The sequence below is a fragment of the Acidobacteriota bacterium genome, assembly GCA_016196035.1.
Lineage (GTDB): Bacteria > Acidobacteriota > Blastocatellia > RBC074 > RBC074 > JACPYM01.
In genome coordinates this window covers 15,344-37,730 of sequence record JACPYM010000088.1, presented here as the reverse complement: position 1 = coordinate 37,730, position 22,387 = coordinate 15,344, and the positions used below count along the sequence as shown (strand labels likewise).

15 protein-coding genes are annotated in these 22,387 nt (G+C 59.0%); 10 read left to right on the top strand and 5 right to left on the bottom strand.

All coding sequences use genetic code 11. The annotated features are described in order from the left end of the window. The first annotated feature begins 189 nt into the window (after positions 1–189). Positions 190–774, top strand: coding sequence for a Uma2 family endonuclease (locus tag HY011_25340; GenBank protein MBI3426269.1), 585 nt, complete (start codon positions 190–192; stop codon positions 772–774). Between the two features lie 187 nt (positions 775–961). Here HY011_25340 and HY011_25335 read toward each other — a convergent pair whose 3' ends face one another. Both HY011_25335 and HY011_25330 read right to left on the bottom strand, forming a co-directional pair. Then, positions 962–2,356: a histidinol phosphatase gene (locus HY011_25335; GenBank protein ID MBI3426268.1), complete on the bottom strand. Its 1,395-nt coding sequence runs from the start codon at positions 2,354–2,356 to the stop codon at positions 962–964. 143 nt (positions 2,357–2,499) lie between these two features. After that, positions 2,500–2,880 (bottom strand): phosphomannose isomerase type II C-terminal cupin domain, encoded by a 381-nt coding sequence (locus tag HY011_25330; GenBank protein MBI3426267.1) that lies wholly within the window; start codon positions 2,878–2,880, stop codon positions 2,500–2,502. Between the two features lie 503 nt (positions 2,881–3,383). Between HY011_25330 and HY011_25325 the strand changes: the two genes are divergently transcribed. The 4 genes from HY011_25325 to HY011_25310 all read left to right on the top strand — a co-directional run bounded on the left by HY011_25325 (position 3,384) and on the right by HY011_25310 (position 10,802). Further along, on the top strand, positions 3,384–8,003 hold the full coding sequence (locus tag HY011_25325) for a hypothetical protein (GenBank protein ID MBI3426266.1): 4,620 nt from the start codon (positions 3,384–3,386) through the stop codon (positions 8,001–8,003). 71 nt (positions 8,004–8,074) lie between these two features. Continuing rightward, positions 8,075–9,016 carry a PD40 domain-containing protein gene (locus HY011_25320; GenBank protein ID MBI3426265.1) on the top strand — a complete coding sequence of 314 codons (942 nt, stop codon included), beginning with the start codon at positions 8,075–8,077 and terminating at the stop codon, positions 9,014–9,016. Positions 9,017–9,247: 231 nt separating this feature from the next. Further along, positions 9,248–9,673, top strand: coding sequence for a PqqD family protein (locus tag HY011_25315; protein MBI3426264.1), 426 nt, complete (start codon positions 9,248–9,250; stop codon positions 9,671–9,673). Positions 9,674–9,824: 151 nt separating this feature from the next. Next, positions 9,825–10,802 (top strand): hypothetical protein, encoded by a 978-nt coding sequence (locus HY011_25310; GenBank protein ID MBI3426263.1) that lies wholly within the window; start codon positions 9,825–9,827, stop codon positions 10,800–10,802. A 225-nt stretch (positions 10,803–11,027) separates the two neighbouring features. On the opposite strand, the gene HY011_25305 is transcribed toward HY011_25310, so the two are convergent. After that, a complete protein-coding gene (locus tag HY011_25305) occupies positions 11,028–12,968 on the bottom strand; it encodes a hypothetical protein (protein MBI3426262.1) in 1,941 nt (646 codons plus the stop codon). A gap of 421 nt (positions 12,969–13,389) precedes the next feature. Here HY011_25305 and HY011_25300 point away from each other — a divergent pair, with 421 nt between their 5' ends. From HY011_25300 to HY011_25285, 4 genes are all read left to right on the top strand, one after another. Further along, positions 13,390–13,929, top strand: coding sequence for a helix-turn-helix transcriptional regulator (locus HY011_25300; protein ID MBI3426261.1), 540 nt, complete (start codon positions 13,390–13,392; stop codon positions 13,927–13,929). A gap of 109 nt (positions 13,930–14,038) precedes the next feature. Beyond that, a complete protein-coding gene (locus tag HY011_25295; protein MBI3426260.1) occupies positions 14,039–15,133 on the top strand; it encodes a fumarylacetoacetate hydrolase family protein in 1,095 nt (364 codons plus the stop codon). Positions 15,134–15,155: 22 nt separating this feature from the next. After that, positions 15,156–15,722, top strand: a complete 567-nt coding sequence (locus HY011_25290) for a hypothetical protein (protein MBI3426259.1) — start codon at positions 15,156–15,158, stop codon at positions 15,720–15,722. A 30-nt stretch (positions 15,723–15,752) separates the two neighbouring features. Further along, on the top strand, positions 15,753–16,859 hold the full coding sequence (locus HY011_25285; GenBank protein ID MBI3426258.1) for a DUF3500 domain-containing protein: 1,107 nt from the start codon (positions 15,753–15,755) through the stop codon (positions 16,857–16,859). 68 nt (positions 16,860–16,927) lie between these two features. On the opposite strand, the gene HY011_25280 is transcribed toward HY011_25285, so the two are convergent. Next, a complete protein-coding gene (locus HY011_25280; protein MBI3426257.1) occupies positions 16,928–17,560 on the bottom strand; it encodes an NADPH-dependent F420 reductase in 633 nt (210 codons plus the stop codon). A 155-nt stretch (positions 17,561–17,715) separates the two neighbouring features. Then, positions 17,716–19,410: a CocE/NonD family hydrolase gene (locus HY011_25275; GenBank protein ID MBI3426256.1), complete on the bottom strand. Its 1,695-nt coding sequence runs from the start codon at positions 19,408–19,410 to the stop codon at positions 17,716–17,718. A 548-nt stretch (positions 19,411–19,958) separates the two neighbouring features. Here HY011_25275 and HY011_25270 point away from each other — a divergent pair. Next, positions 19,959–22,229 carry a hypothetical protein gene (locus HY011_25270; GenBank protein ID MBI3426255.1) on the top strand — a complete coding sequence of 757 codons (2,271 nt, stop codon included), beginning with the start codon at positions 19,959–19,961 and terminating at the stop codon, positions 22,227–22,229. The last annotated feature ends 158 nt before the right edge of the window (positions 22,230–22,387 follow it).

Genomic DNA, 22,387 nt, shown 5'->3' with positions numbered 1-22,387 from the left:
CAGTGTTTGAGCGGATGTCGGGGCTTCTGCATGGGAGAGTGAACGAGGCGATTATAGAAACTGTTGATGAACGCAAAATGAACAGCGCGGAAATTTCAATGCCGTTGTGCGCGGTGTTTCGCGTTTCCGTCGCTGCCAGCGGGTTGTGCTAGAATCGGCGCATTCAGACAGTTGAAAGGAGCCGTTGCAATGGTTGCTGAGTATTTGCCCGTGCCGCGTATGAAGCATTCGCTGGAAGAGTATTACGCCATGCTCGAAGCGTCAGACCGGCGCTGGGAGTTTTGGAATGGCGAATTTGTCTGCATGTCGGGCGGTTCGCCAGCGCATGCGATGATTTGTAATCGTGTTTCCTACGCACTCAACAAACGGTTGGCGGGCGGTGGCTGCGAGGTTTTCGGTTCGGATATGGCAATCAAAACGCCGAGCCTGCCGCCCTTTCGTTATCCCGATCTGAGCGTCGTCTGTGGCAAGCCGGTGTTTGGGAAAGTGGACAAGTTCCATGTGCTGGTCAACCCGCTCGTTCTCATTGAAGTGCTTTCGACTGGCACAGAGCATTTAGACCGCGAGCCAAAGCGGCTGGCTTATCAAGCGATACCCTCGGTGCAGGAATATCTGCTGATCGCGCAAAACATCCCGCACGTCACGCGCTTCGTGCGCAAAGGCAGGCGGTGGCAGCGGTTTGAATACGGCAGTCTGACTGCCGTGGTGGAATTGTCTTCGCTTGAATGCGAGTTGCCGTTAAGCGAGGTTTATCGCGGCATCGAATTCAAGTGAGGCAGTGCTGTCATTAGATCGGATTGCAGATCAGTGTACGGGAAAAAGCGCGCTCCGGGGCAGTACCGCGCGCGTGAGCAAGCGGAGACTCAGGGTAGACCGTATTGCGCCAGCGTTGACGTCCCGCTCGCTCACGCGCGCGGGACTGTCTTAGCCGCACTGCCCGTACATTCAATTGCAAACTGGTCTAAGGCCGAGACGCAGACCCGCCTAGCCCAATGCGAATCGGATTCGCATAAATCCACGGGCGCTGTTCACCATCCACTTCCAGCCAAGCTTCCACGCGATACACGCCCGGTTCACGCACCGCATAAGTCAGCGCCGCGCCGCGCGTTTCCTGCACCACCTGACCATTGCGATAAAGCTTCAGCAACGCTGGCAACGGCGTTTCAACGCGCAACTGCAAATTTTTACGCCACGCCACATCGTCGCCTTGCAGGGCCAGCGGCTTGCGCTTGCCCAGTTGTTCGGCGGCGAAAACAAAGCCCGTGGCGTCGCACAACCAATCATGCGCGACGTAGGCGTGGCCCTGATGCAACGCCTGGCGCACGCTGGCTTCGTTCAGTGCGCGCGTCAGGATGTGGGTGCTGACATAGCGCATACTGCGTTCGTAAGGGTCGAAATCGAGCTTGGCAATCTGTTCGCCCGGCTGGTTGCCCGCGAGCAGTTCAGCGATCTGCGGCGCTTGGTTGACGTTGACGCGGCGCTTTTCATCGGGGAAGAGCGTGATCTCAAGCTCTGTGTTGCTGATGGCTTTGACGGTGAAAACCTGGTTGTGGTGGCAATCATTGGCGGCGATGCCCGTGGCGCGATGGGTGAGCAGGTCGCGATCCCATTTGGCGATGATGGCGGCTAGATAATCCTGCTGCGCGGCCATGACTTCTTGCGGATAGTCGCGCAGGGCGTCCTGCAACATGCGCAGGCGCGGCGGATCGGCCAACGCTTTCAGCAGCCAGGACATGAATTCGCCTTCGTCTTTGATGTCGGTGTGGTGGTTGTAAATTTCCAGGCCGTCCAGCTTGTCGGTCGGCCAGTCGGGGCGCTCTTCGACGTGCGAGAGAAACATGTTGCCGCCGTTTTGCGTGACCAGGCCAATGTATTCGTCGCGTGTTTTCCAAGGCGTCTGCATGATTGAAGCCTGCGGGTAAACGAGAAAGCCTTCGGCTTCAGCCCCTGGGATGAAGAGCACGCCTTCACGCAAACCGCGCCAACTGTCGTTGATGAAATCGCGCGGCGGGCGCACGTGATCGGTGAGCAGGATGATTTTGATGCCGTCGCGTTGGGCGGCGGCCAGCATCTCCGGGCGCGTGCCGCCGGTGTGGGTGGCGTCTTCGGCGTGTGCGTGCAGGATGGCGCGGTAATCGTTGAGGCCGGTTTTGTATTTGACCGGACGGCGTTGCCGCTCGAATTGCAAACGCGCTTCGTGGACGGCGCGCAGCCGTTCCGGTTGCAAGCGTTGCACGGTGGTGTAGCGGCGGCCCGGCCCTAAGGCAGGCTTGGTGTTTTGCGGCAAAGCATGAAAAGGCGGCCAGCAAATCAGCGCGAGGCCCAGCGCGGCAGTAAACAGGTGCTTGCGGTTCAAGTGAGAGGCTCCTCGGAAAAGACTGGCCACGGATCAACGCAGAACGGCGCAGATCAGCGTCACTCGGCGGAAATCAGCGGCTAGGTTTCTCATTGATTCAGGATGTCGCCGGTACAGACATCAATGACTTCTTTGCGACATTCTTAGGCGGTGCGGCCGTAATCATCTTGCAAGCGGACGATGTCGTCTTCGCCCAGATAAGCGCCGCGTTGCACTTCGATGAAGGTCATGTTTTCGGCGCCGGGGTTTTCGATGCGATGGGCGGCACCGATGGGGATGTCAATGTATTGGCCCGGGCTGAGCAAGCTGTCCTGGCCGTCGAGCGTGACGTTGGCCTGCCCGCCCACGATCATCCAGTGTTCGCAGCGTTGCGCGTGTTTCTGATAGCTCAGCCGTTTGCCGGGGAAGACGACGATGCGTTTGACCTTGTAATCCGCGCCTTCATCGAGCACGGTGAAACTGCCCCAGGGGCGTTCGTCGTAAAGTGGTGAATTGTTTATTGCGACGGCATTGCTTTGTGACATGCGGTGCGTGACTCCTTGTAAGTGGTGGATCGGTGGCGCGTATTTTTAGCGTGATCGCGCGCGCGTGGCAAACAGAATTTGTCCGTGCATTCGCGGCGACCGCTGACGAGCCTGGCGCAAAAGCGCTGAGACGCCGATCAATACTGCTTGCGCGCGCTTCGCCAAGGCGTGTTGACGCGGCGTTGTGAGGCCGACTATTCCTGGCTCTAGTGGGCCATTCGGCTGGCAAGAATGACTTGACTGACCCCAGGTGCTCCTTTAAGATGCCCGCTCTATACGAGGCGACGCGGTAAGTGATTTTTAGTGCAGCAATTGAACCTCCTCACTGGCAAAGGTTCTGGTTGTCGCAGTCAAATAAGCCGTTCTTCAGTATGAATGCCCCAATCCAAATCCACTAGGGTTCGCCCTTGCTACTGAACACTTGCGAATTCCCCCGAAGTTACGGAAACCAGAAAATGCAGAGCCGATCCCTTATGCCGTTTGGAAAAGGAGTTGGAAAGATAATGGTTGAGCACAAAATCGTCATTAAGCGGCGGCGGCGGATAACCCGCCCCAGGCTGCAAGCGGCGCTGTTGGCCGTGGTGTTGGCGGGTGTGGGCGCCTTGGGCTTGAGTTACTTTGGCGCGGCGCGCGCGGCGGCGGTCACGACCCTTGAGTTGAATGCCTGGCCGCTGCAAGACCAAGCGTCAGGCGCCGAAGCCGGGGCGGTGGTGGCGGATTATGAAGGCACCTTCGATCCGCGCACCAAGCAGATGGTGTTGCAAACGGCGCGCACGGAACGCACAGCCGACGGACGGACACGCAATGTGCGCGTTGATCCCAACAGCGAAGTCCCGCGCAATACCGGCTTTACGTTCACCGTGGTCAACAGCACATTCATCCAGAGCGGCGATTTGGCGGGGAAAATCTCTGGCGAGATTCAGTTGATGAACAAGGCCGCCGTGACCCTTTACAACACGCGGCTGCTCTTCACCAGATTCAAAGTCTGTCCCACCGATACAAATGCGCCGTGCAATGGCACAGTCACGTTGCCAAATGCCAATGCCACGCCGGGCCAAACAGGCTTTTCTTACTTCAACGACGGTTTTATTCCCTACCAAGGCAGCCTCAACATTTCGCGCGCCTACGGCAATATCGCATCCGGCGCCACCAGTAATGCGGTGTGGTCTTTTGACGTTTCGACCACGCCCGCGCGGTTTTTCTTTTCCTTTGTCGTCTTAGCCGATGTGGGTGTCGCGGCAGAGAGCGTTTATCCGGCGGCGGTGCAAGTCAATGCGAATAACGGCGCGGGCATTGTGATTCGCGGGCAGAATTTTACCGGTGCGCCGACCGTGAACCTGTTGAATAACGCGGGGGCTTCTGTGGCCACGCTAAGCAATGTGGTGGTGGTCAACGCGACGCAAATCACGGCCACCGTGCCGCCGGGGACTGCACCGGGTGTTTACGGCGTGCGGGTCACGCTGGCGGGCGGCACCCCAGGCGGCACAGGTTCCAGTTCGTTGTCGCGGCGTTTGATTGTCACGGGCGTGCCCGATGGCGGCCACACGCTCAGCGGGAATGTTACTTCATTGCCGGACACGGGGCCGTTTTTGCTCAGCAGCGATGTGACCTTCACCAGCAATGTCACGGTGCAACCGGGCACGGTTTTTTACGCGGCCAACAATACGCGCGTGCTGCTCAGCGCGGCGGGCAATCTGACGGCGAATGGCGGCATTCCAGGCGTGGCGATTCCCAGTGTGGCGACGGCCACGCCCATCGTTTTTACAGCCCAGCGTTCGCCGGGCGCGGCTTTACCTGTGCAAGGCGCCTGGGGTGGCATTGATGCGACGGCGGCATCAAGCAGCACGCTCACCCTGCGCAATGTGGTGGTCGAATTCGGCGGCGCAAATGCCAAGCCGAATCTGGACATCACGGGTTCGGGCCGCACGTTGCGGTTTACCGACAGTATCACTCGGCACAGCGCGGGCGCGGGATTGGCGGCGGGCGGCAGCGGCGATGTATTGACCGGCTTCACCCGCAATCGCGTCGAATACAACGGCGTCGCGGCAGGCACGGCGGCCTTGATTGTCAGCGCCAACGCGGCGCTGGGTTTGTTTGAAATCCCGGCGACCACCGGCCAGGATGCCGCGCCGCTGGGGACGTTTGTCACCGACGCCAGTTATTTTTATGGCGCGGCGAACGTGTTTACCGGCACTGACAGCGTGGCCGCAGTAATTCAAATCCCGGCAGCAACCAACGATTTTACGCGCTCCGGGGTGCTGGTTGGGCAAGGCGACACGCCCATTCAAATTCGCGGCAGCAACACCAATCCCTCGATTGTCGGCGCTGTGCCGCCCGCGCCGCCCGCTGAATTGACGATTGGCCCAGGTGCCGTCATCCAACTTGATGCGGGCATGGATTTGCAGGCCGGTGATTACGGCTTGAATCGTGTGGGTGGTTTGGCGGCTAACGGCTTTGCCGGTGTCAATCAGGTGCCTGGCGCAGGGCAAGGTGCGGCGCGATATATCACCTTTGACAAGCTCACAGGGGGCGGCAATTTCGGTGCGCTCTTTTTTGCGCGTAACGCCACCAGCAGTTCGCTGCTGTTTTTTGTGCGCGTACTCAATGGCGGCAGTAGCGATCAGGGCAAAGGCGCGGTGATTTCGGACGGCTCCAATTTGTCGGTGCGTAATTCGCAAATCAACAATAGCTCGACGGGCGGCGTCGTCGAATTATCGGGTTCGTTGCTCAACACCGGCGGCACGACCGGCAGTGGCAATGCCAATTTGCTGATTGATACGGTAGCGGGCGGACTGTATGGCGATGGCAATGTCGGGGTCAAAACGACGCTCGTTTCCCCCGTCCTGGCCGCCGCTGACCCGCAGGGCCGGGGCATCTATTTTGTTGATCAGGTGACCAACCGCACTCCGCTGTTGCGTTTTTTGAACACGACGCGGAATGCCGTCACCCTGGCCGGCATCAAGATCGCGGGCGGGACGGTGCGCGCGGTGGCTGGTGGCGGCGTTGATTTGTTGGACAACACCCTGGCGTTGACCGCTGATTTAGGCAAGGTTACGGGGTTGGCGGTTAGTCCCGGCACAGGGGATGTCGTTTATTTTATTGATCAGGGCGGTTCCCAGATCCGTTTCGTCAATGTTTCGACGAGCAGCATCGTGATCAACGGTCAAACTACCGGTGCTGGGCGCGTGGGTACTTTCTCGATTGACTCGCAGTTTGGCCCGACCTTGAATGGGCTGGCGGTGAAACCGAATGGCGATGTGCTGGTAGCGGATGCGACCACCGGGCAACATCGGGTTTACCGTATTCCCGCCACGGGTGGGAACGCCTCTGTCTTCGCCAGCACAGGCGTCAACACCAAAGCCATTGAGCCATTTGTGGCCGGCCCAGCAACCGGAATTCCGTTGTTGACCCCACGTGCCGTGGCGACCGATCCGGCGGGCAATACGTTTATTGCGGACACCGGACACGGGCGCGTGATCAAGGTGGATGGCGCGGGGCTGGCTTCGCTGGTGGCGCAATTCACGGCTGATCGCAATTCACCCATCGGCGCTTATGCGCGCCCGCCTTTCCCTTCAGGCTTGGCCGTCTTGAATAACAAGGTTTACATCGCCCTCGGCAGTGCGCACCAGCTTGTCGTGGTGGAAGGGCAGAGCGCCCCCAAAGTCGTCGGCAATATCGAAGTTTTCTGTGATTACTCGTCGAACAGTTGTGGCGATGGCGGGCCTGCGGCAAATGGCTTGCTTAATCTGGTCAGTTCGTCGGCGGATATTCCTCTCGCTTCCATCACGGCGGATGCCAAGGGTATTTATATTTGCGATCAGGTGTTGGTCGCCCGGGGCCGGTTGCGCTTTGTCAATTTGAGCGGCAGTCAGGCCGAAATCGCCGGTTTGATCGTGCCCGCCAATGTGATCAACACCGTGGCTGGCACTGGTGGGTCCACGCCCTATGACGGCGGGCTGGCGACGAGCGCGGAGCTCAAATCGCCGGGCGGTATTGCTGTTGATCCAACCAATGGGAGTTTGTGGATTGCCGACACACTCAACAGCAAGCTCCGTTATGTAAATCGCACCAATGCACCGATCACGCTCTTTGGCAGCCTATCGCAAACGGAGCAATTGACGGTTCCGCCTGGCACCATCGTCACGGTGAATCGCGATGTCGGCAAAATCGAAGGTGGTGGCACGGATGATGTCCCGGCGATCCAAGCGGGGTTCGATACGCCTTCAGGCTTGCTTGTCACTGCGCAGGGCGTCTTCGTCGTGGACACCAAACGCGGACCTTCCTTGCCCGGTACCTTGGCGGCACCGATTAACCGCCGCACCAGTGTCATCCGCTTCATCAATACGACCAATCAACCTGTCGTTTTCTTTGCGGGGACTTCCAACGAAATCTCGGTTCCGGCGGGCTATATCAAAGTCGTCTTTGGCGGCGGCGTAGACACCAACAAAGACGTGAATGATGGCCCGGATGTGCGCAACGCCAAATTTGTGGGCGCGTCCGACATTGCGATTTCGCCGATCACGGGCGATTTTTATATCGCGGATTGTGGCAACAGCCGGGTGCGCCGCATCCGGCGCGCGAGTGGTGCCGTTTCGACGTTGTCGGAATTACCGGGGGCGACGATTCTGGCGCTGACGCAACCGCCGAGCAATATGTATACCGGCTTGGCCTTTGATGCGACGGGCCGCTTGTTGGTCGTGGATACCTTGACCCATCGCCTCTTGCGCCGCCAAAATCCGGATGCCAATTCGGACACGGCCAGCACCACGAATAACTTTGTGACCTTGCTGTCGGGCAATCTGCTCAACCGACCGCGTGATCTGGTGGTGGATGCCAACGGCGTGGTTTATCTGACCAATACGGGCGATAGCAAAATCCTGCGGCTGACGATCAGCGGCAATACGGCTTCGCCAGCAGCCATCGCCGGAACGGGCGGCCCCGGTTATGCAGGCGACTTTGGCCCGGCCAATCTGGCGCAAATGAATCTGGACGCCTCGCAGATTCTGGTTTCGACCTTTGGCACCAAGGCCCCGGTGGAACAGTTTGTCGGAATTGCCCTGGGCCTGAATGGCGAAATTTATTTCTGCGATCCTAAGAATGACGCCGTGCGCCGCTTGCGCTAGACGGGTTTGCGTTTTTGACAAAGTGAGTGCCGCGCCTGAGTCTGGTAGCGGTTTGGTACTGAGGAAGCATTATGAAAAACATCCCGATGGTAATGATGCGTGGATTGTTGGCTGGGTTGATTGTGTTGGGCGCTGTGTCTGCCGCCCGCGCTCAGGCTGAGGCCGTGAGTGAAAGCAACTACGCCGTCTTTGTCTCGCAACGCGAAGGCGCGGCGGAGCTCTTTGCCATCAACTTACAGACGCATCAGGTCAGCCAGTTGACCAGTACGGGGCGCGGCCATCTGATTCCGTCGGCTTCGTCCGGTTCGCGCGAGTTGGTGTTTGCCGCGCAAGAGGGCAGTAACTTTGAATTGTTCACCGCTCAGGTCGCCAGCGCCTGGCGTTCGCGCCGCCCCACGCTGGTCGGGCTGCAACGGCTGACGATGAATGGCGTGGACGAAGTCTCGCCGACGATCTCCGCCAGCGGCGCGCTGGTCGCTTTTGCTTCAGGTGCGGGGTTGGAATTGATGACGGTCAATGGCGGCGGGCGGCAGACGGTGTTGGCGAATGACGGCACGCATCGCGATTATTGTCCCGCCCTTTCACCCGACGGCACCCAAGTCGCGTTTGTTTCCGACCGCAGCGGTGTCGAAGAGATTTGGCTGATCAACCTCGCCACCGGTGCTTTGCGCCAACTGACCGCCGCCGCGCAACCAGTCGGCGGGCTGAATTGGAGCGCCGATGGCCGGCAACTCGTCTTTACATCAGCCAACACCAAAACTACACTCACCGGCATTGCCTTGGCGGATGTGCGCAGCGGCAGTTTCCGGCTCTTGACCGATGGCGGTGACAGCAGCCCGGCATTATCGCCGCGCGGTGATCGCCTGCTTTTTACTTCGCAACGTGACGGCGATGCCGAGTTATACCTGCTCTCGCTCAACACCGGGGCGCTCGAACGGTTGACGCATAGCGCAGGGCTGGATGACGGGGCGATATTTCTGGTGGAACCGGCGCTGCCACAACGCCGGCCCTAGGTCGGATTTCAATTGCGTGTACGGCAAGGGCGCGTAATGCCGGGACAGTACCGCGCGCGTGAGCAAGCGGAGACTGCGCTACTGTACCAGTCCGCCAGACTTGACGCGCCGCTTGCTCACGCGCGCGGTACTGTCCCATTGCGCGGCTTTTACCCTACACCGAAGTGAAAACCGATCTAAGTTCCCGACTTGAGACAATTCCCCCAGCTTTAGCAGCAGAGAGAAACTCAAATGCAACAGACGATTACTCCCAAAGCACAGGCTTCATTCACCGAATTGCAGGATGATCGCGAGGCCATCATCCTCGACCTGGAAAATCTGCACTATTACACGCTCAACGCCGCAGCCATCCTGCTTTGGAAGAATCTGCGGTCAGGTGCCGCGCAAACCGCCGAGGCTCTGAGCGCCGCGCTGGCATCGGCTTTCAAACTCGACCTCGCGCAAGCCGAACGCAACACGCGCGACTGGTTGGCCGAAATGGCGCGCAACGGCTTGATCGAATACACCAACGCCCAGGCCGCCGTGGCCCGCGCCTTTACCCCCAGCAGCGATTTGCCGCCTTACGAAGCGCCGCAACTCAAACTTTCCAATGCGCTGACCTCGGTGGTTTTGTCCGGCTCCGCGATTGTCGGCCCGTCGGCCATCACCGGTGGTTAAGCCGCTTGTAACGCCGCTGGCAGCACCGTTTGCAGCAAGGCGGGCTGAAGATCAGCAACGGCTCAGCCCGCGTGTTATCCTTCCTGGCATGCCCGCCCTGCATTTTTCACTTGCTGAAATTCCAATCCAGCTTGCTTCCAGTTCAACAGTCTTGCTTGATCTGCTGGCTGATTACTTTCGCTACTACCAACCCGAAAGCAAAACCACGTCAGCCGCTACGCCAGCCCTTCAGTTGACCTTGGAGTTTTGCGAGACCTTGCCCGGGCGCGAAAGTCTGCTGCCTGACAAGGCCCGGCTCTTTTCTCACACCGGTGCGCTGCGTCTTTGGCACACCGCCGTGACCGAGGGCGGCGAAGCCAGCCAGTTCTATTTTGACGCGGGCGTCGCGGCCTTTCATTTGGATACAGCGGCAGGTTGCGGCACGGGTTACATCACCCCTGCGGCGCTGGAAATCCCGCGCATTTTGGCGAATACTTACACGCTGTTTCCGTTGCTCTTGTTGTTGCGGGCGCGCGGCGTTTATCACCTGCACGCTGCTGCTGTGCTATCACCAGCGGGCCAACTCTGTTTGTTCCCAGGCTCGCCCCGTGCAGGCAAGACGACGTTGACGACGGCCTTGGGCCTGGCCGGTTGGCAACCGCTGGCCGACGATTCTTTGTTGCTGGATACGCAAGGCGGGGCGCTCCGTTGCTGGCCGTTGCGCAAGGAATTTCATGTGGATGAGCAACTGCTGGCGCGTTGGCCGCAATTGGCCGCCGCATCTGTGCGGCACCGCTATCTGGGTCGCGCCTGCGTTGGAGCGTTGGAATTTTTTGGCACCGAGGAATTGGCGCAACAGCCTTTCGCCAAGGTGGCCGCCATTGTTCTGCCGCAAATCACTGAGCTGGCGCATAGCCGCTTAGAATCTGTGCCCGCGAGCGCGGCTTTGCTCAAGCTGGCCGAACAAAGCGTCTATTTGCAGCTTTGGCGGGCGCACACGGCGCGCCAATTCGCGGGGCTGGCGCAATTAATGCAGAACGCGCGCGCATTTCGGTTTCACAGCGGGCGCGATTTGTGGCAAGAGCCGCAGGTCGCCGCCGCCGTGTTGTGTGTTGAGATGGCGGCTGAGCGTGTGGCCGGTTTGGGCTAAAGCGGTTTGCCATTGCGTTTACGGGAGCGCGTTGTGCTGGGACGGTACCGCGCGCGTGAGCAAGCGGCGCGTCAAGCTTGCGCCGTTGGCTGAACCGCCCAGGCTCCGCTTGCTCACGCGCGCGGTACCGTGCGCGCCGCGCGACTTTTCCCGTACACGGAAATGAAACCTGATCTAAATTGACAGGTGCGCCTGATTTGTCTGAAAGACGTTTTACGCGCTTGCCTACAGCGTCATCCGCACCCAAATCCGCCGGTCATCAATTCCTTTTGCAAACAGGTAAACCCGATTTTCAACTGCCGTGGCCGCCAGCGCCGCGTCGGTCGAGCCGCCATTCGGAATAGGCAACCAGCCGCTCCAGGTGCCGGTGGGGCTGGCGATATTGACCAGGGGCGCGCGTGTTTCGGGTTGTTTGATGAACAGGTAAAGCTGTTCCTGTGTGCTGACCGCGCTGATTGGCGCATCGGCGCGGCCCGCACCAGGCACTTCGGCCCAAGGCGTCCAGACGCCGTCCGCCGAACGCGTTTTGACCAGGATGCGGCGCGACGTCAGGCCCTTGATAAAAACGTAGAGTTCATCCTGAAACGTCGCGACAGTCGGCGTGACATCCGTGCGGCCCCCGCCGGGGATTTCAGACCAGCCGCTCCAGGCGCGTCCGCCGGGCTGCAATTCGTTGAGGAAAATTCCCTGGTTCTGTCCCAACGCGCACAGCACCAGCCGTCCGTTGGCTACGCCGGAAGCAACCGCTGTAGTGGTCAGCATCCCACCGGGCACATCGTGCCAAGCTTGCGGGCCAAAGGCCTCGTTGTCGCTGATGACGACGCGTTGTTGAATGCGTCCGTCGCTCAGCACGCCAAAGGCATAGACGACGGCGTTGTGCTGGGTGCTGCTCAGCGCGTGCGGCGTGACCAGCGGTTGCGCGGGCAGCGCGGATTCTTCCTGCCATCCCTCCCACACCGCGTCCTGGCGGCGCATGTGATTCGAAAAAACGTGGCGGTTGGTTTGGCTGACCGTGAAGGCATACAAATCGCCGTACACGCTCGCCGCCACGCTGGGGGCGCGATCTGTCACCAGCGTGCCGGGCAGCAGCGCCCAATCCGTCCACTTGGGCACGACCGGCGCGCGCACTGCAAAACAGCCAGCCTCGAGTTCGGTGCCCTGGATAAAAAAGCCCGCCGAAGACCAGCGGCCCGGCACTGTGCCGACGGATTGTTGCGTGTAACGCGCGCCCTCCCAGGCAATCTCGGTCAACTCGCCCGTCAATTCATTGACGGCGATCAGGCGGCCCAGGCGGTTGAGAAACTGGCTGGCGCTCACGCTCAAGAGGCGGTTCTCGCGTTCGCGGTCAAAGCAGATTTCGTTTTGATAGTACGTGCCGCTTTGCGGCGGAATGAATTCTAGGTGTTCGACGGCGTACCCGATGTTGGCCAGCATGGTGACTTTCCCGGCGGCATTGATGGCGTAAATTTCGCCGCCGTGCATGTCCTGGTCGCCATATCCTTCGACGCCGACGATGAGCTGTTGCGCCAGCGGGCCAAACGTGGGCGGCGCGACGGTGGCGCCTTCCAACCGCAGTTGCAGGTCAATGAGTTCGGTAAACGCGCCCGTCGCCGAAACCAAAAAGATTTTGCCTTCGGCGCTGGCGGCAATCATCCGCCCGCCAAAACTGCCCTCGGTATCAAAGGTGAGCGCGCCCCACATGCCGCCGCCCGCGCCGAAATTGGCAAAGACATCGGCCAGCACGTCGCCCTGGGCCGACAGCCGCGAGACCTCTGTATTCGGCCCACGCCCGACAAAGATTTCGCCGGGCGTGAAGCCCGCCGCCACAGGCGGGCCGCTCAGCGGAACAATGGCGATTTTGGCTTCGACCGCGCGAAACATGGTGTAGGTGGGCGCAAAGCGCCGCCGGGTGCTGTTGCGTTCGACCTGATTCAATTGCTGAATGCGCGGTTCGCCTGCCGTGTTGTAAGGCGAAAGCGAAACCAGCAAACGATCCAGTTGCGGGTGATAGGCTAGGCCCTTGGGATTGACGACTTCGCCGGGTCGCACGCTTTGATCGAAATCGCCGCGAAAGTTGACGAGTTCGGTGAACTGGTAGGGAAACGGCGACGGCGCGAGTTTGATGGCCAACGGCGTGGCGTCGAGTTGCGGTGTGAAAGTCGGCATAACGGATTCTCTGATTGCCCTTGGTTGTGATGATGTGGGGAAAGCAGCGGAAAGATAGAACGTCAGCGGGGAAGAGGCAAACCTTGAAGCTGCCAAGCCGATTGGTGCGTAACCCGCCACCGGTCGTCGCTTGCAATCTAAAGCGGCATGTCCACAATTTGGATTCATTATGGAACGTGCTGTTAGTGTTCGCCCAGGCGTGGGAGTCACCGCCTGCGTAAGACAACAAGCAGAGTTGGCGATTTGCCGTGTGTTGATCGAGCGGCCCACCATCATTTCCGTCAGGCGCGGGACGAAACGTTTGCGCAGTGCCACGCAGGAATATGTGATCGAAGCAGGTGCGGCAATTGCCATCGCGGGTGGACACTCATTCGATGTTACGAATCGCCCGGCTGCGAATGGAGATTACGAAGCCTTTTGGTTGGTTTGGGACCCGAATATTCTTTTGGCCCATCGGTGCGAACATCCAATTCAGCAAGCCATGCTGATTCGCCCAATGGAGACAGGTTTCCGCGAGGCCTATGACCGCGCCCGCGAAGCCATTCTTCAGCCAGAAAGGTGCCCGCGCGAAATTGCGATCCATCAACTGAAAGAGGTACTGGTGTGGTTGCAAATGTACGGCGGATGTTTTGAACTCCCGCGCCCGTCTTCAGTGGGTGCACAAGTGCGTGCGCTCTTGTCATCCACGCCACACCAAACTTGGACGGCTCCTGAAATCGCCAAACACCTGGCCATGAGTGAAGCTACTTTGCGTCGCCGTTTGCAGGCAGAAAAACTTTCGCTCACCAAAATCCTGCTCGACCTGCGGCTTTCGCATGCGCTGGTGCTGTTGCAGGCAACCGACAAATCCATCACTCAAATTGCCAATGAAGTCGGATATGAATCGCCTTCGCGCTTTGCCGGACGCTTTCGCGAGCGTTTCGGACAACCGCCGACAGCCTTCCGCACGAATCCTCGCTAAGTTGCCTTAGATTGACTGAATCAGCATTGGAATTGAGCGTTTTCGGCGCGCCAAATTTTGTTTTCCCTGCCATCCTTTTGCCCCCCACTGAATTGCACGACAAACAAATATGGCAAAACCGCAAAAACTCGCGTGTGTTTTCTGGTTGCGCTTGAGTCTGCGACTCGTAGCGATAAGCATACTTTGCACCGTTATTAGCCAGACGCTGCTGGCGCAACGCCACCCCGTTTCTGACCAACCCGAGACGCCTTTCAAACTGGCTGCCTTTGAAGTCGCGGGCAAAACACACCTCGGATTGGTGCTGGGCGAATACGCGCTCGACATTGCTGCCGCCAATGCGCAATTAGCGAAGCAGGCGAAACTGCCGAACGTTGCAATCCCCGCGGAGATGCGCGAGTTGATTGAGCAATACGCCCGCCTTGCGCCACGCCTTTATCAACTTGCCAACTTCTACCAAAACGCAAAGTTGGATGGCCTCGCCTTCGCCCACTCACTCGACAAAATCGCGCTCAAAGCGCCGATCAAATATCCGTGGAATCTGTTGGCTGCGGCGGTCAATTACAAATCGCACGCCGCAGAAATGGGCGGCACACACACTGTCAACGTCGAAGCTGAAGACCCGATCTTTTTTGCTAAATCACCCCGCAATTGCATCATTGATCCTGGTGCGCCGTTTCTACTGCCGCCAGGCCGCAACATTGATTGGGAAGGCGAACTCGCCATCGTGATGGGCAAACCTGCGTTCAACTTGACGCTCGAACAAGCGCACGATTACGTCTTCGGTTACAGCATTGTGTTTGACGTCAGTGATCGCGGCGGCGCTGGGCGCAAGTTGAACGCGACGATTCCCGGCCCGAATTGGTTCAATATGAAAAGCCGCGAAGGCGCTGCGCCGTTTGGCCCGTTCATCGTGCCGAAAGAATTCATGCCGAATCACGCCAACTTGCGCATCGTCACCAAAGTCAACGGTGTGGTGAAACAGGATGGCAATACGAAAAATCTGATCTTCGACGAAGCGCATATCGTGCGTTACCTATCGTCCGTGCTGACGCTCTATCCCGGCGATGTCATCGTTACCGGCACGCCCGAAGGCGTTGGCGCTGCACGCAAGCCGCCCGAATTTCTCAAGCCCGGCGATGAGGTCGCGATCGAAATCAAGGGCATCGGGATATTGAAAACCCCGCTGCGCGCCGCGCAAAAATAAACCACCAACAAAAAGGAAGATTATGTTGCGAAAATTACCGCTCGGCGGCTTGCTGTGTTTATTGCTGAGCGCATCAGCCATTTACCAACACTCCGCCCAGGCCCAACAAAAAGCCAAAACCACAGCGGCAACTGAAAAAGGCCTGCATTTGAAATTGCTGCGGCGCCTTGAGCGGGAACATTTCGGCGCTTCATTGGCGGATGCGATGCGCCGCCACCCAGCGGCAGGCAAAGCATTTGAAGTTGTTGGTATCACTGCTACGCCAAAAAAGGGCTTTTCGTTCTGGAATGCCGAAGGCAGCGTGCTGGTTGTGCTGGATTACGACCCGGACGCAGGAGCGCCGCCACCCAGCGAAGTGGTGCTGGCTCCACTCGAAACACTTGATCCTTACGACGCCGTGATTATTTCGCTGTGCTGTTGTCCGCAAAGCGGAACCGGCGCGGAAGCTGGTTGCGAGGTTGATAGTAAAGCTGGCGGCAGTGTCGGCAAATGCTTTGGCAAGGATTGTTGCGGGCAAGCCGTTGCGGTTTTGAAAAGAGGCGGCGCGACTACGGTTCACGGCGCGGGCTGTTTTGCTGCCGCGAAATAGCGAGCCGCCACTACAGCAATTGAGGAAAATATGAATCACAAATTGATGAAGGCTAGCCTCTTGAGCATTGGCTACTTTGCCGCGTTTTGTTTTGTCTCCTATTTTGGTTATCAGGCTTACGCCAAAATGCGCACCTCAGCTTTGATGGCTGAGGCCGCCAGCAAATTCATCGCCTCGCTTTCAGCAGAACAAAAAGCCAAAGCCGTCTTAGCTTTCAAAGACGACGCGCGGGACGATTGGGAGTTTTTCCCGCGCCAGCGAAAAGGATTGCCGCTTAAGGAAATGACGCTGGAGCAGCGCCGCCTGGCGCATGCCTTTTTGCGAACAGGGCTGAGCAATTACGGTTATTTGAAAGCCTCGGCAATTATGCAGATGGAGCCGATTCTCGGCGCGCTCGAAGACGCGCGCGGCAATACTGAACGCCGTCCCTTCCGGCGCGATGAAGAGCTATATTTCTTTGCCATTTTTGGTACTCCAGGCGCCAATGAACCATGGGGCTGGCGCATTGAGGGGCATCATATTTCGCTGCATTTTACATTGGTGAGCGGCGAACTGGTTTCCAATACCCCACTCGGTTTCGGCAGCAATCCGGCTGAAGTTCGTGAAGGGCCACGCGCTGGCTTTCGTCCACTCGCCAACGAAGAGGACCGTGCCCGCGAAGCAATCACCGCCTTGGACGACAAGCAACGCAATATCGCGATCTTCAACAAATCCCGAACGCCCGGCGACCTGTTCACCATGTCAAAGCGCATCATTGATCCGCTCAAACCTGCAGGCATTGGCCTCAGCCAACTGAACGCCGAGCAACGCGAAAAAGTAATGGCGATTGTCGAAGAATACCTGGATCGCATGCCCGACGAAATTGCCAAGCAGCGCCGCGATGCCTTAACCAAAGCGGGCTTGAATACGATTTATTTCGGCTGGGCGGGTAGCGTCAAGCCAGGCGAAGCGCATTACTATCGTGTACAGGGCAAAACGTTTTTGATCGAATACGACCATTCACAAAACCCTGCTAACGACACGACACAATTAAATCCGAATCACATTCATTCGGTGTGGCGTGATTTCAACGGTGATTTTGGGCGCGATTGGCTGGGCGAACACTACAAAAACGTGCCACACAACGGCGCAAGATAGGTGTTGATTGGCGGCGTTTCGAGTAGTACCGGCTTGGGAGAAGGCGCTCTCCCAAGCCGGTTTTTCCGTTAGCGGCGTAGTACGGCAAACGCAAAGTCACGGTTCAACTCCGTGGTAAACGCCAGATGAATCCAGAGCATCGCGAGCGGCTCCAACAGCCGCGCCGCCCGCAAGGGGCCTGCGTCAATCGCGTCGAAGCCCAGCGCCTTGGCTAAGTCGCAAACCGTGCTACGACTGGCCGCATCTTCGCCGCACACGAACATCACCGACGCCTGGCCGTCATACACGGGCGCGGCCATGTTGGCGAAGCCGGTTTGATTGAACGCCTTGACCAGGTGCGCGCCGGGCACCAGTGCCGCCAGTTTTTCCGCGCCTGAAGTGTCATGGCCGATAGTCAATTCCAAGCCGTTTGCGCCCATCTTGAGTGGGTTGGTGCAATCCACGATGAGCTTGCCGGTGACATTGCCGCAGGCGGCCAGCGCGGCGGGCGTCGCTTCCCACGGCGTGGACAGCACGATGACTTCACTCGCCGTGGCGGCCTCAGTCACGTTGGCGACGCGGGCGCCAATCCCCTGGGCGAATTGATTGGCTTTGACGCTGGCGGTGTCGCGCACGCCGAAGGTCACTGCGTGTCCGGCGCGCGCCCAGCCGGCGCCGAGTGCCGCGCCGACATTGCCTGCGCCGATGATCGCGATTCGCATACTTTGCTCCTTTGCGTTGAAACGGTTTTGGTTGGTCTTGGGATCGCCAGATTCCCCCAGCACCCGCATTTCAGCCGCCGATAAACGCCGGGGACGCCGATCAGGCATAGCTCTACCGACGTCCTTCGGCGATTATCTGCGGCTGACTATCCACCCTACTTGTTCGCCATCTTCTTCCCGTCATAGCTTTTCACCACCGGCAAGAGCAGGCGCGAGGCATACACCCGGCTGTGATGAATCGTATTCGTTGCCACGCGCGTTTCGGCATCGGCGCGCAGCGGTTTGCCGGTGTTCGGGTTCGGATCGAAGCGCGGATCGTTCGAACTGGAAAGATGCAGCGCCAGCCGGTGACCCTTGTTGAAGACCAGACTGGTTGACCACAAGTCCACTTTGAATTTGTAGACCTCGCCCTTCTTCATAAACACTTCCTTGTCGAAGCCTTCGCGGAACCGCGCGCGCAGGGCGTTGTCCAGCACCAGCCGTTCAGTGCCATCGGGATACACATCCACCAGCTTCGCCATCCAGTCGGTGTCGGGGCAATCCGATTCGGCGAAGAGTTCGACGATGACTTGGCCGGTGACTTCCAGGGGCGCAGCCAAAGGTTCAGTTTGGAATTTCAGCACATCCTTGCGCGTACCGATTACACGCTGATCCAGCGGCCCTTTCTTGCCAAACAGCAGCGCGCCGCCCACCGTCGGCACGGGGTTTTTCGGGTCGAATTGATAAGTGCTGCTGCTCTTGGGTGCGCTTGCGAGTGTTTCACTGAGCTTACCGTCGGGTTGCAAAAAGTAAGACGTAACCTTTGCGGGCGGTGGCCAGACTGCCGACGTGTGCCATTCATTGCCGGGCGCTTTCGGATCGGTGGTGTCGCCCATCACGTAATAGCTGACCGGCGGCTCGTCCATGATGCCGTTGTTGATGCCTTTCAGCCAGTAATCGAACCAGCGTTGAGCTTCTTTTTGATCGGGCTGGGCGTTGGGGTATTTAACTTCTTCGACCTGGCCGTGCGCCCAAGGGCCCATCTTCAGTTTTTGATTGCCCGCCGCGAGGCCGCCGCCTTTGGCTTGCAAGCCGACGAAATTATCAATGTTGCCTTGCTCGAAAATGTCGTACCAGCCGCCCCAGTTGTACACAGGTACTTGGACTTTCTCCCAATGCAGGCGGCCTTCGCGGATGTTCAGATAGCCATCGTCTTTGTAATGCTGAAAAGTCAGATCGAGCACGTCTTCGGCCTTTTGCGATTTCAGCCACTGCTCGTTCATCTCTTTGCGAAAGACGCCACCGGTGAAAATGGCGTGCTGATAGGCGCTGGCCGGGGCGACTTGCACATACATTGCAGTCAGATGCGGCGGGGCCATAATCGAAGCCTGATTCGCCGTGATGCCCATCGCCGAACCGCCGATCATGCCAATCTTGCCGTTGCACCATTCTTGCTGGGCGATCCATTCGACCGTGTCGTAGCCGTCGAGATGATCGTCCATAAACGGCATATATTTGCCTTCGCTCTTGAAGCGGCCCCGGCAATCCTGCCCGACATACACGAAGCCGTTGTCTGTCCACATACGGTTGCCATTCCCTTTGCCATATGGCGTGCGCGTCAGCACGACCGGCCAGGGGCCTTTGCCAGCGTTGTCACCGGAGGGCAGGTAAACATCCGTCGCCAACTTTACGCCATCGCGCATGGGCGTCATCAATTCCAGTTTGTTGACGGTTGGCGTCACCGCCGGTTGGGCGGCAGGGCCTTGCGAATACGCCGTGCGAGTGTGCGGCAGCCAGAGTGCGCAACTCAGCAAGAGCAGCGCGCTGCTGAACGTCAGGGCCGTGCGGCGGTGGAACAGAGCAGTCTTCATTTCGTCATCCTTTCACGGTTGTAGTGAATGCGGGCAGATTTGCGGGCGCAGCATACTGGCGTGTGACGGCGGAAGCAATCGCAAAGCTTCGGTGCCTGACAAATGCCAAGCGCCGGGAGGGGTACCGCGCGCGTCGGCAAGCGGCGCGTCAAGTATGACGTATTGGCACAACCGCGCGACCTCCGCTTGCTGACGCGCGCGGTACCCTCCCAGCGTTGCGCGCCATCTTTCATTCAAGTTGAAGACCCGGCTAAAGTCGTTGCCTCATCAGCAGATCACCCCTTTCAAAATTCTTTCAAGAAACTTTTATCCCTACCTCAAGACTTCGACTCGCCCCGCCGCCTAAGCTGCGGCCCGTGAATGCACAAACCAATTGACTGTCACTGGAATCAAGCTACAGGAGCCGCGCCGGGAAGCTGACTCGATAACGAGGCCGCGTTTTGTACGCCGCGTTGGGCGTGCCACCGCACGTCCCAGGTTTGCCGCTTCACCGGCAAACTGCTGCTTAACCGAACGCCAAATTTTATGTCCAAAAAATGGAGGAGAATATGAAACCACGCTTTTTGAAGTTGGTCTTTTGCCTGGCCTTTGCAGCCGGGCTGAGCGCGTTGTGTTATCACGGCGCGCCGCTGACCCGCGCGACGGCACAGGCTGCCGCAAATGGGCCGACGCAATCCAGCCCCCTCGCCCTCGCGCCCAACGGCAAGGCCGTCTGGGTTTGCAACCCCGATACCGACAGCGTGTCGGTCATCAATGTTGAAAACGACGCCAACCAGAAACTCGCCGAAATCAAAGTCGGCGATGAACCCAACAACCTCGCCATCGCGCCCAACGGCACCGTCTATGTCGCCAACACGATCAGCGGCACCGTTTCGATCATCAACCCCGCGACGCTCGAAATCACCGGCACCATTCTGGCCGGCACCGAACCGTATGGCCTCGCGCTGACGCCGAATGGCACCAAGCTTTACGTCGCCAACGCGCGCTCCAACGATGTGACCGTGATTAGCACCGCGACCAACACCGTGACGCGCACGATCACAGGCGTCGGCAATGAACCGCGCGGGATTGCCATCACCAGCGACGGCGACGCCAGCGATACGGATGAGAAAGTTTATGTCAGTGAATTCAATGCCGTGGACATCCCCGGCAAACTGATCGGCGCGGACGATTACAAAGAAGGCCACGTCACCGTGATTTCGACCAACACCGACAATGTCGTCGGCCAGGTCATTTTGCCGCCGGTGGCGGACACTGGATTCAGAGCCAACGGCTCGGCGCTACAACGTATTGCCGCGACCAATCCGGCGACCTTCACCGTGACGACCGGCGCGTTCCCGAATTCGCTGAACGCCATCGCCATCAAGAATGGCCGCGCTTATTTGCCGAACAATGCCGCTTCGCCCGATGGGCCGGTGCGCTTCAACGTCAACGTGCAAGCCTTCTTGAACGTGATTGACACGGCGACCGATAAAGAGGGGCAGACGATCAACATGAATCGCGGGATCAACTTTGAACCCGCCAGCCCGCAAAAACTCTTCCTGGGTATGCCCTGGCACATGGCGTTTGAAAACAACAGCAACGAAGGCTGGGTCGTGGCTTCGGCGGCCAACATCCTGGTCAAAGTCGTGTTGGATGAAAACGGCGCGCCCACCATCAATGCGCCCAAGGCGGCGGGCGATCCCGGCAACGTCGTGCGCATCCCGACCGGGCAGAAACCGATTGGCGTAGCGATCAGCCGCGACGACACGCGCGCTTATGTCGCCAACGAAGTCTCGCGCGATGTGTCGGTGATCAACCTGGATACGCAAACCAAGATTGCTACCGTCAGCACGGCGGCGCTGCCCGCGCCCGGCACCATCGAAGCGACCGTGCAATACGGCAAGGCGATCTTTTTCAGTTCGGCGCGTGTTGACCTGCCGACGCTCGGCCCCGTGATTCCCGAAGGCCGGCTGTCGAGCGAAGGCTGGAGCGGTTGCGTGTCTTGTCACGCCAACGGTTTCACCGATCAGGTGGTGTGGATTTTTGGCGCGGGGCCGCGCCGCAGCGTGCCATTGCACGCGACCTTCAATCCGAAAAATCCGAGCGACCAGAAGATTTTGAATTACTCGGCGATCTTCGATGAGGTGCAGGATTTCGAGAACAACATTCGCGGTACCTCGGGCGGCTTGGGGTTGATCACGCTCGACAACACAACCACGGGCACGCCCGACCCGACACTGAACGCCTTTGCTTTGCCGAACACCAAACGCAGCGCGGCGCTCGATGCCCTGAGCGAATTCATCGCGCGTGGGTTGCGCGCGCCGATTTCACCCGCGCGGCGCTTCCCGCTGTTCAGCCGCGACAACCGCGATGTCGTCAAAGGCCGCAAGCTGTTCGAGCAGGCCGGTTGTGTGGATTGTCACGGCGGGGCGGGCTGGTCAACGGCGCGCCGCGATTACACGCCGCCACCCGCGACAGTTGAGGTCGTCAACGGCCAGGTCATTCGCTTCCTACGCCAAGTCGGCACGTTCAATGCTGCGAACGTGAACGAGATTCGGCAGAACGGGGCCGCGCCGCTGGGGGCTGATGGTTATGCGCCGCCATCGCTGTTGGGCGCGTGGGCATTGGGGCCACTGTTGCATAACGGTTCGGCGGTCACGATTGACGACATCCTGACCAACACGACGCATCGCCGGGCGGGCTTGAATCCGTTCCAAGCCGATCCGCTCAACGACGCGGCCAATCGGGCGGCGTTGCTGAAATTCCTGAAATCCATTGATGCGGCGACGACGCCGTTCAATGTCGGTTTCCAGGGCTTCGAAGCGCCGCAAAATTAAGTTGGCAGTCCGGCGCTTTGGCGCTGACTGCTGAAGGCGTGAGAGTGCGAGCCGCCATCGCGCAGGCAGGCTCGGCTCTCACGCTTTATTGCGCGCGGTGGTAACCGCCAGAGGATAATGGCGGTGAGAGCGCGTTGTGCCGGGACTGTACCGCGCGC

Bases quoted from the DNA above. Each gene is read 5' to 3' on its own strand.
- HY011_25270 (MBI3426255.1), top strand. From the start codon at position 19,959: ATGAAACCACGCTTTTTGAAGTTGGTCTTTTGCCTGGCCTTTGCAGCC.
- HY011_25340 (MBI3426269.1), top strand. From the start codon at position 190: ATGGTTGCTGAGTATTTGCCCGTGCCGCGTATGAAGCATTCGCTGGAA.
- HY011_25325 (MBI3426266.1), top strand. From the start codon at position 3,384: ATGGTTGAGCACAAAATCGTCATTAAGCGGCGGCGGCGGATAACCCGC.
- HY011_25320 (MBI3426265.1), top strand. From the start codon at position 8,075: ATGAAAAACATCCCGATGGTAATGATGCGTGGATTGTTGGCTGGGTTG.
- HY011_25290 (MBI3426259.1), top strand. From the start codon at position 15,156: ATGTTGCGAAAATTACCGCTCGGCGGCTTGCTGTGTTTATTGCTGAGC.
- HY011_25305 (MBI3426262.1), bottom strand. From the start codon at position 12,968: ATGCCGACTTTCACACCGCAACTCGACGCCACGCCGTTGGCCATCAAA.
- HY011_25280 (MBI3426257.1), bottom strand. From the start codon at position 17,560: ATGCGAATCGCGATCATCGGCGCAGGCAATGTCGGCGCGGCACTCGGC.
- HY011_25295 (MBI3426260.1), top strand. From the start codon at position 14,039: ATGGCAAAACCGCAAAAACTCGCGTGTGTTTTCTGGTTGCGCTTGAGT.
- HY011_25315 (MBI3426264.1), top strand. From the start codon at position 9,248: ATGCAACAGACGATTACTCCCAAAGCACAGGCTTCATTCACCGAATTG.
- HY011_25285 (MBI3426258.1), top strand. From the start codon at position 15,753: ATGAATCACAAATTGATGAAGGCTAGCCTCTTGAGCATTGGCTACTTT.
- HY011_25330 (MBI3426267.1), bottom strand. From the start codon at position 2,880: ATGTCACAAAGCAATGCCGTCGCAATAAACAATTCACCACTTTACGAC.
- HY011_25275 (MBI3426256.1), bottom strand. From the start codon at position 19,410: ATGAAGACTGCTCTGTTCCACCGCCGCACGGCCCTGACGTTCAGCAGC.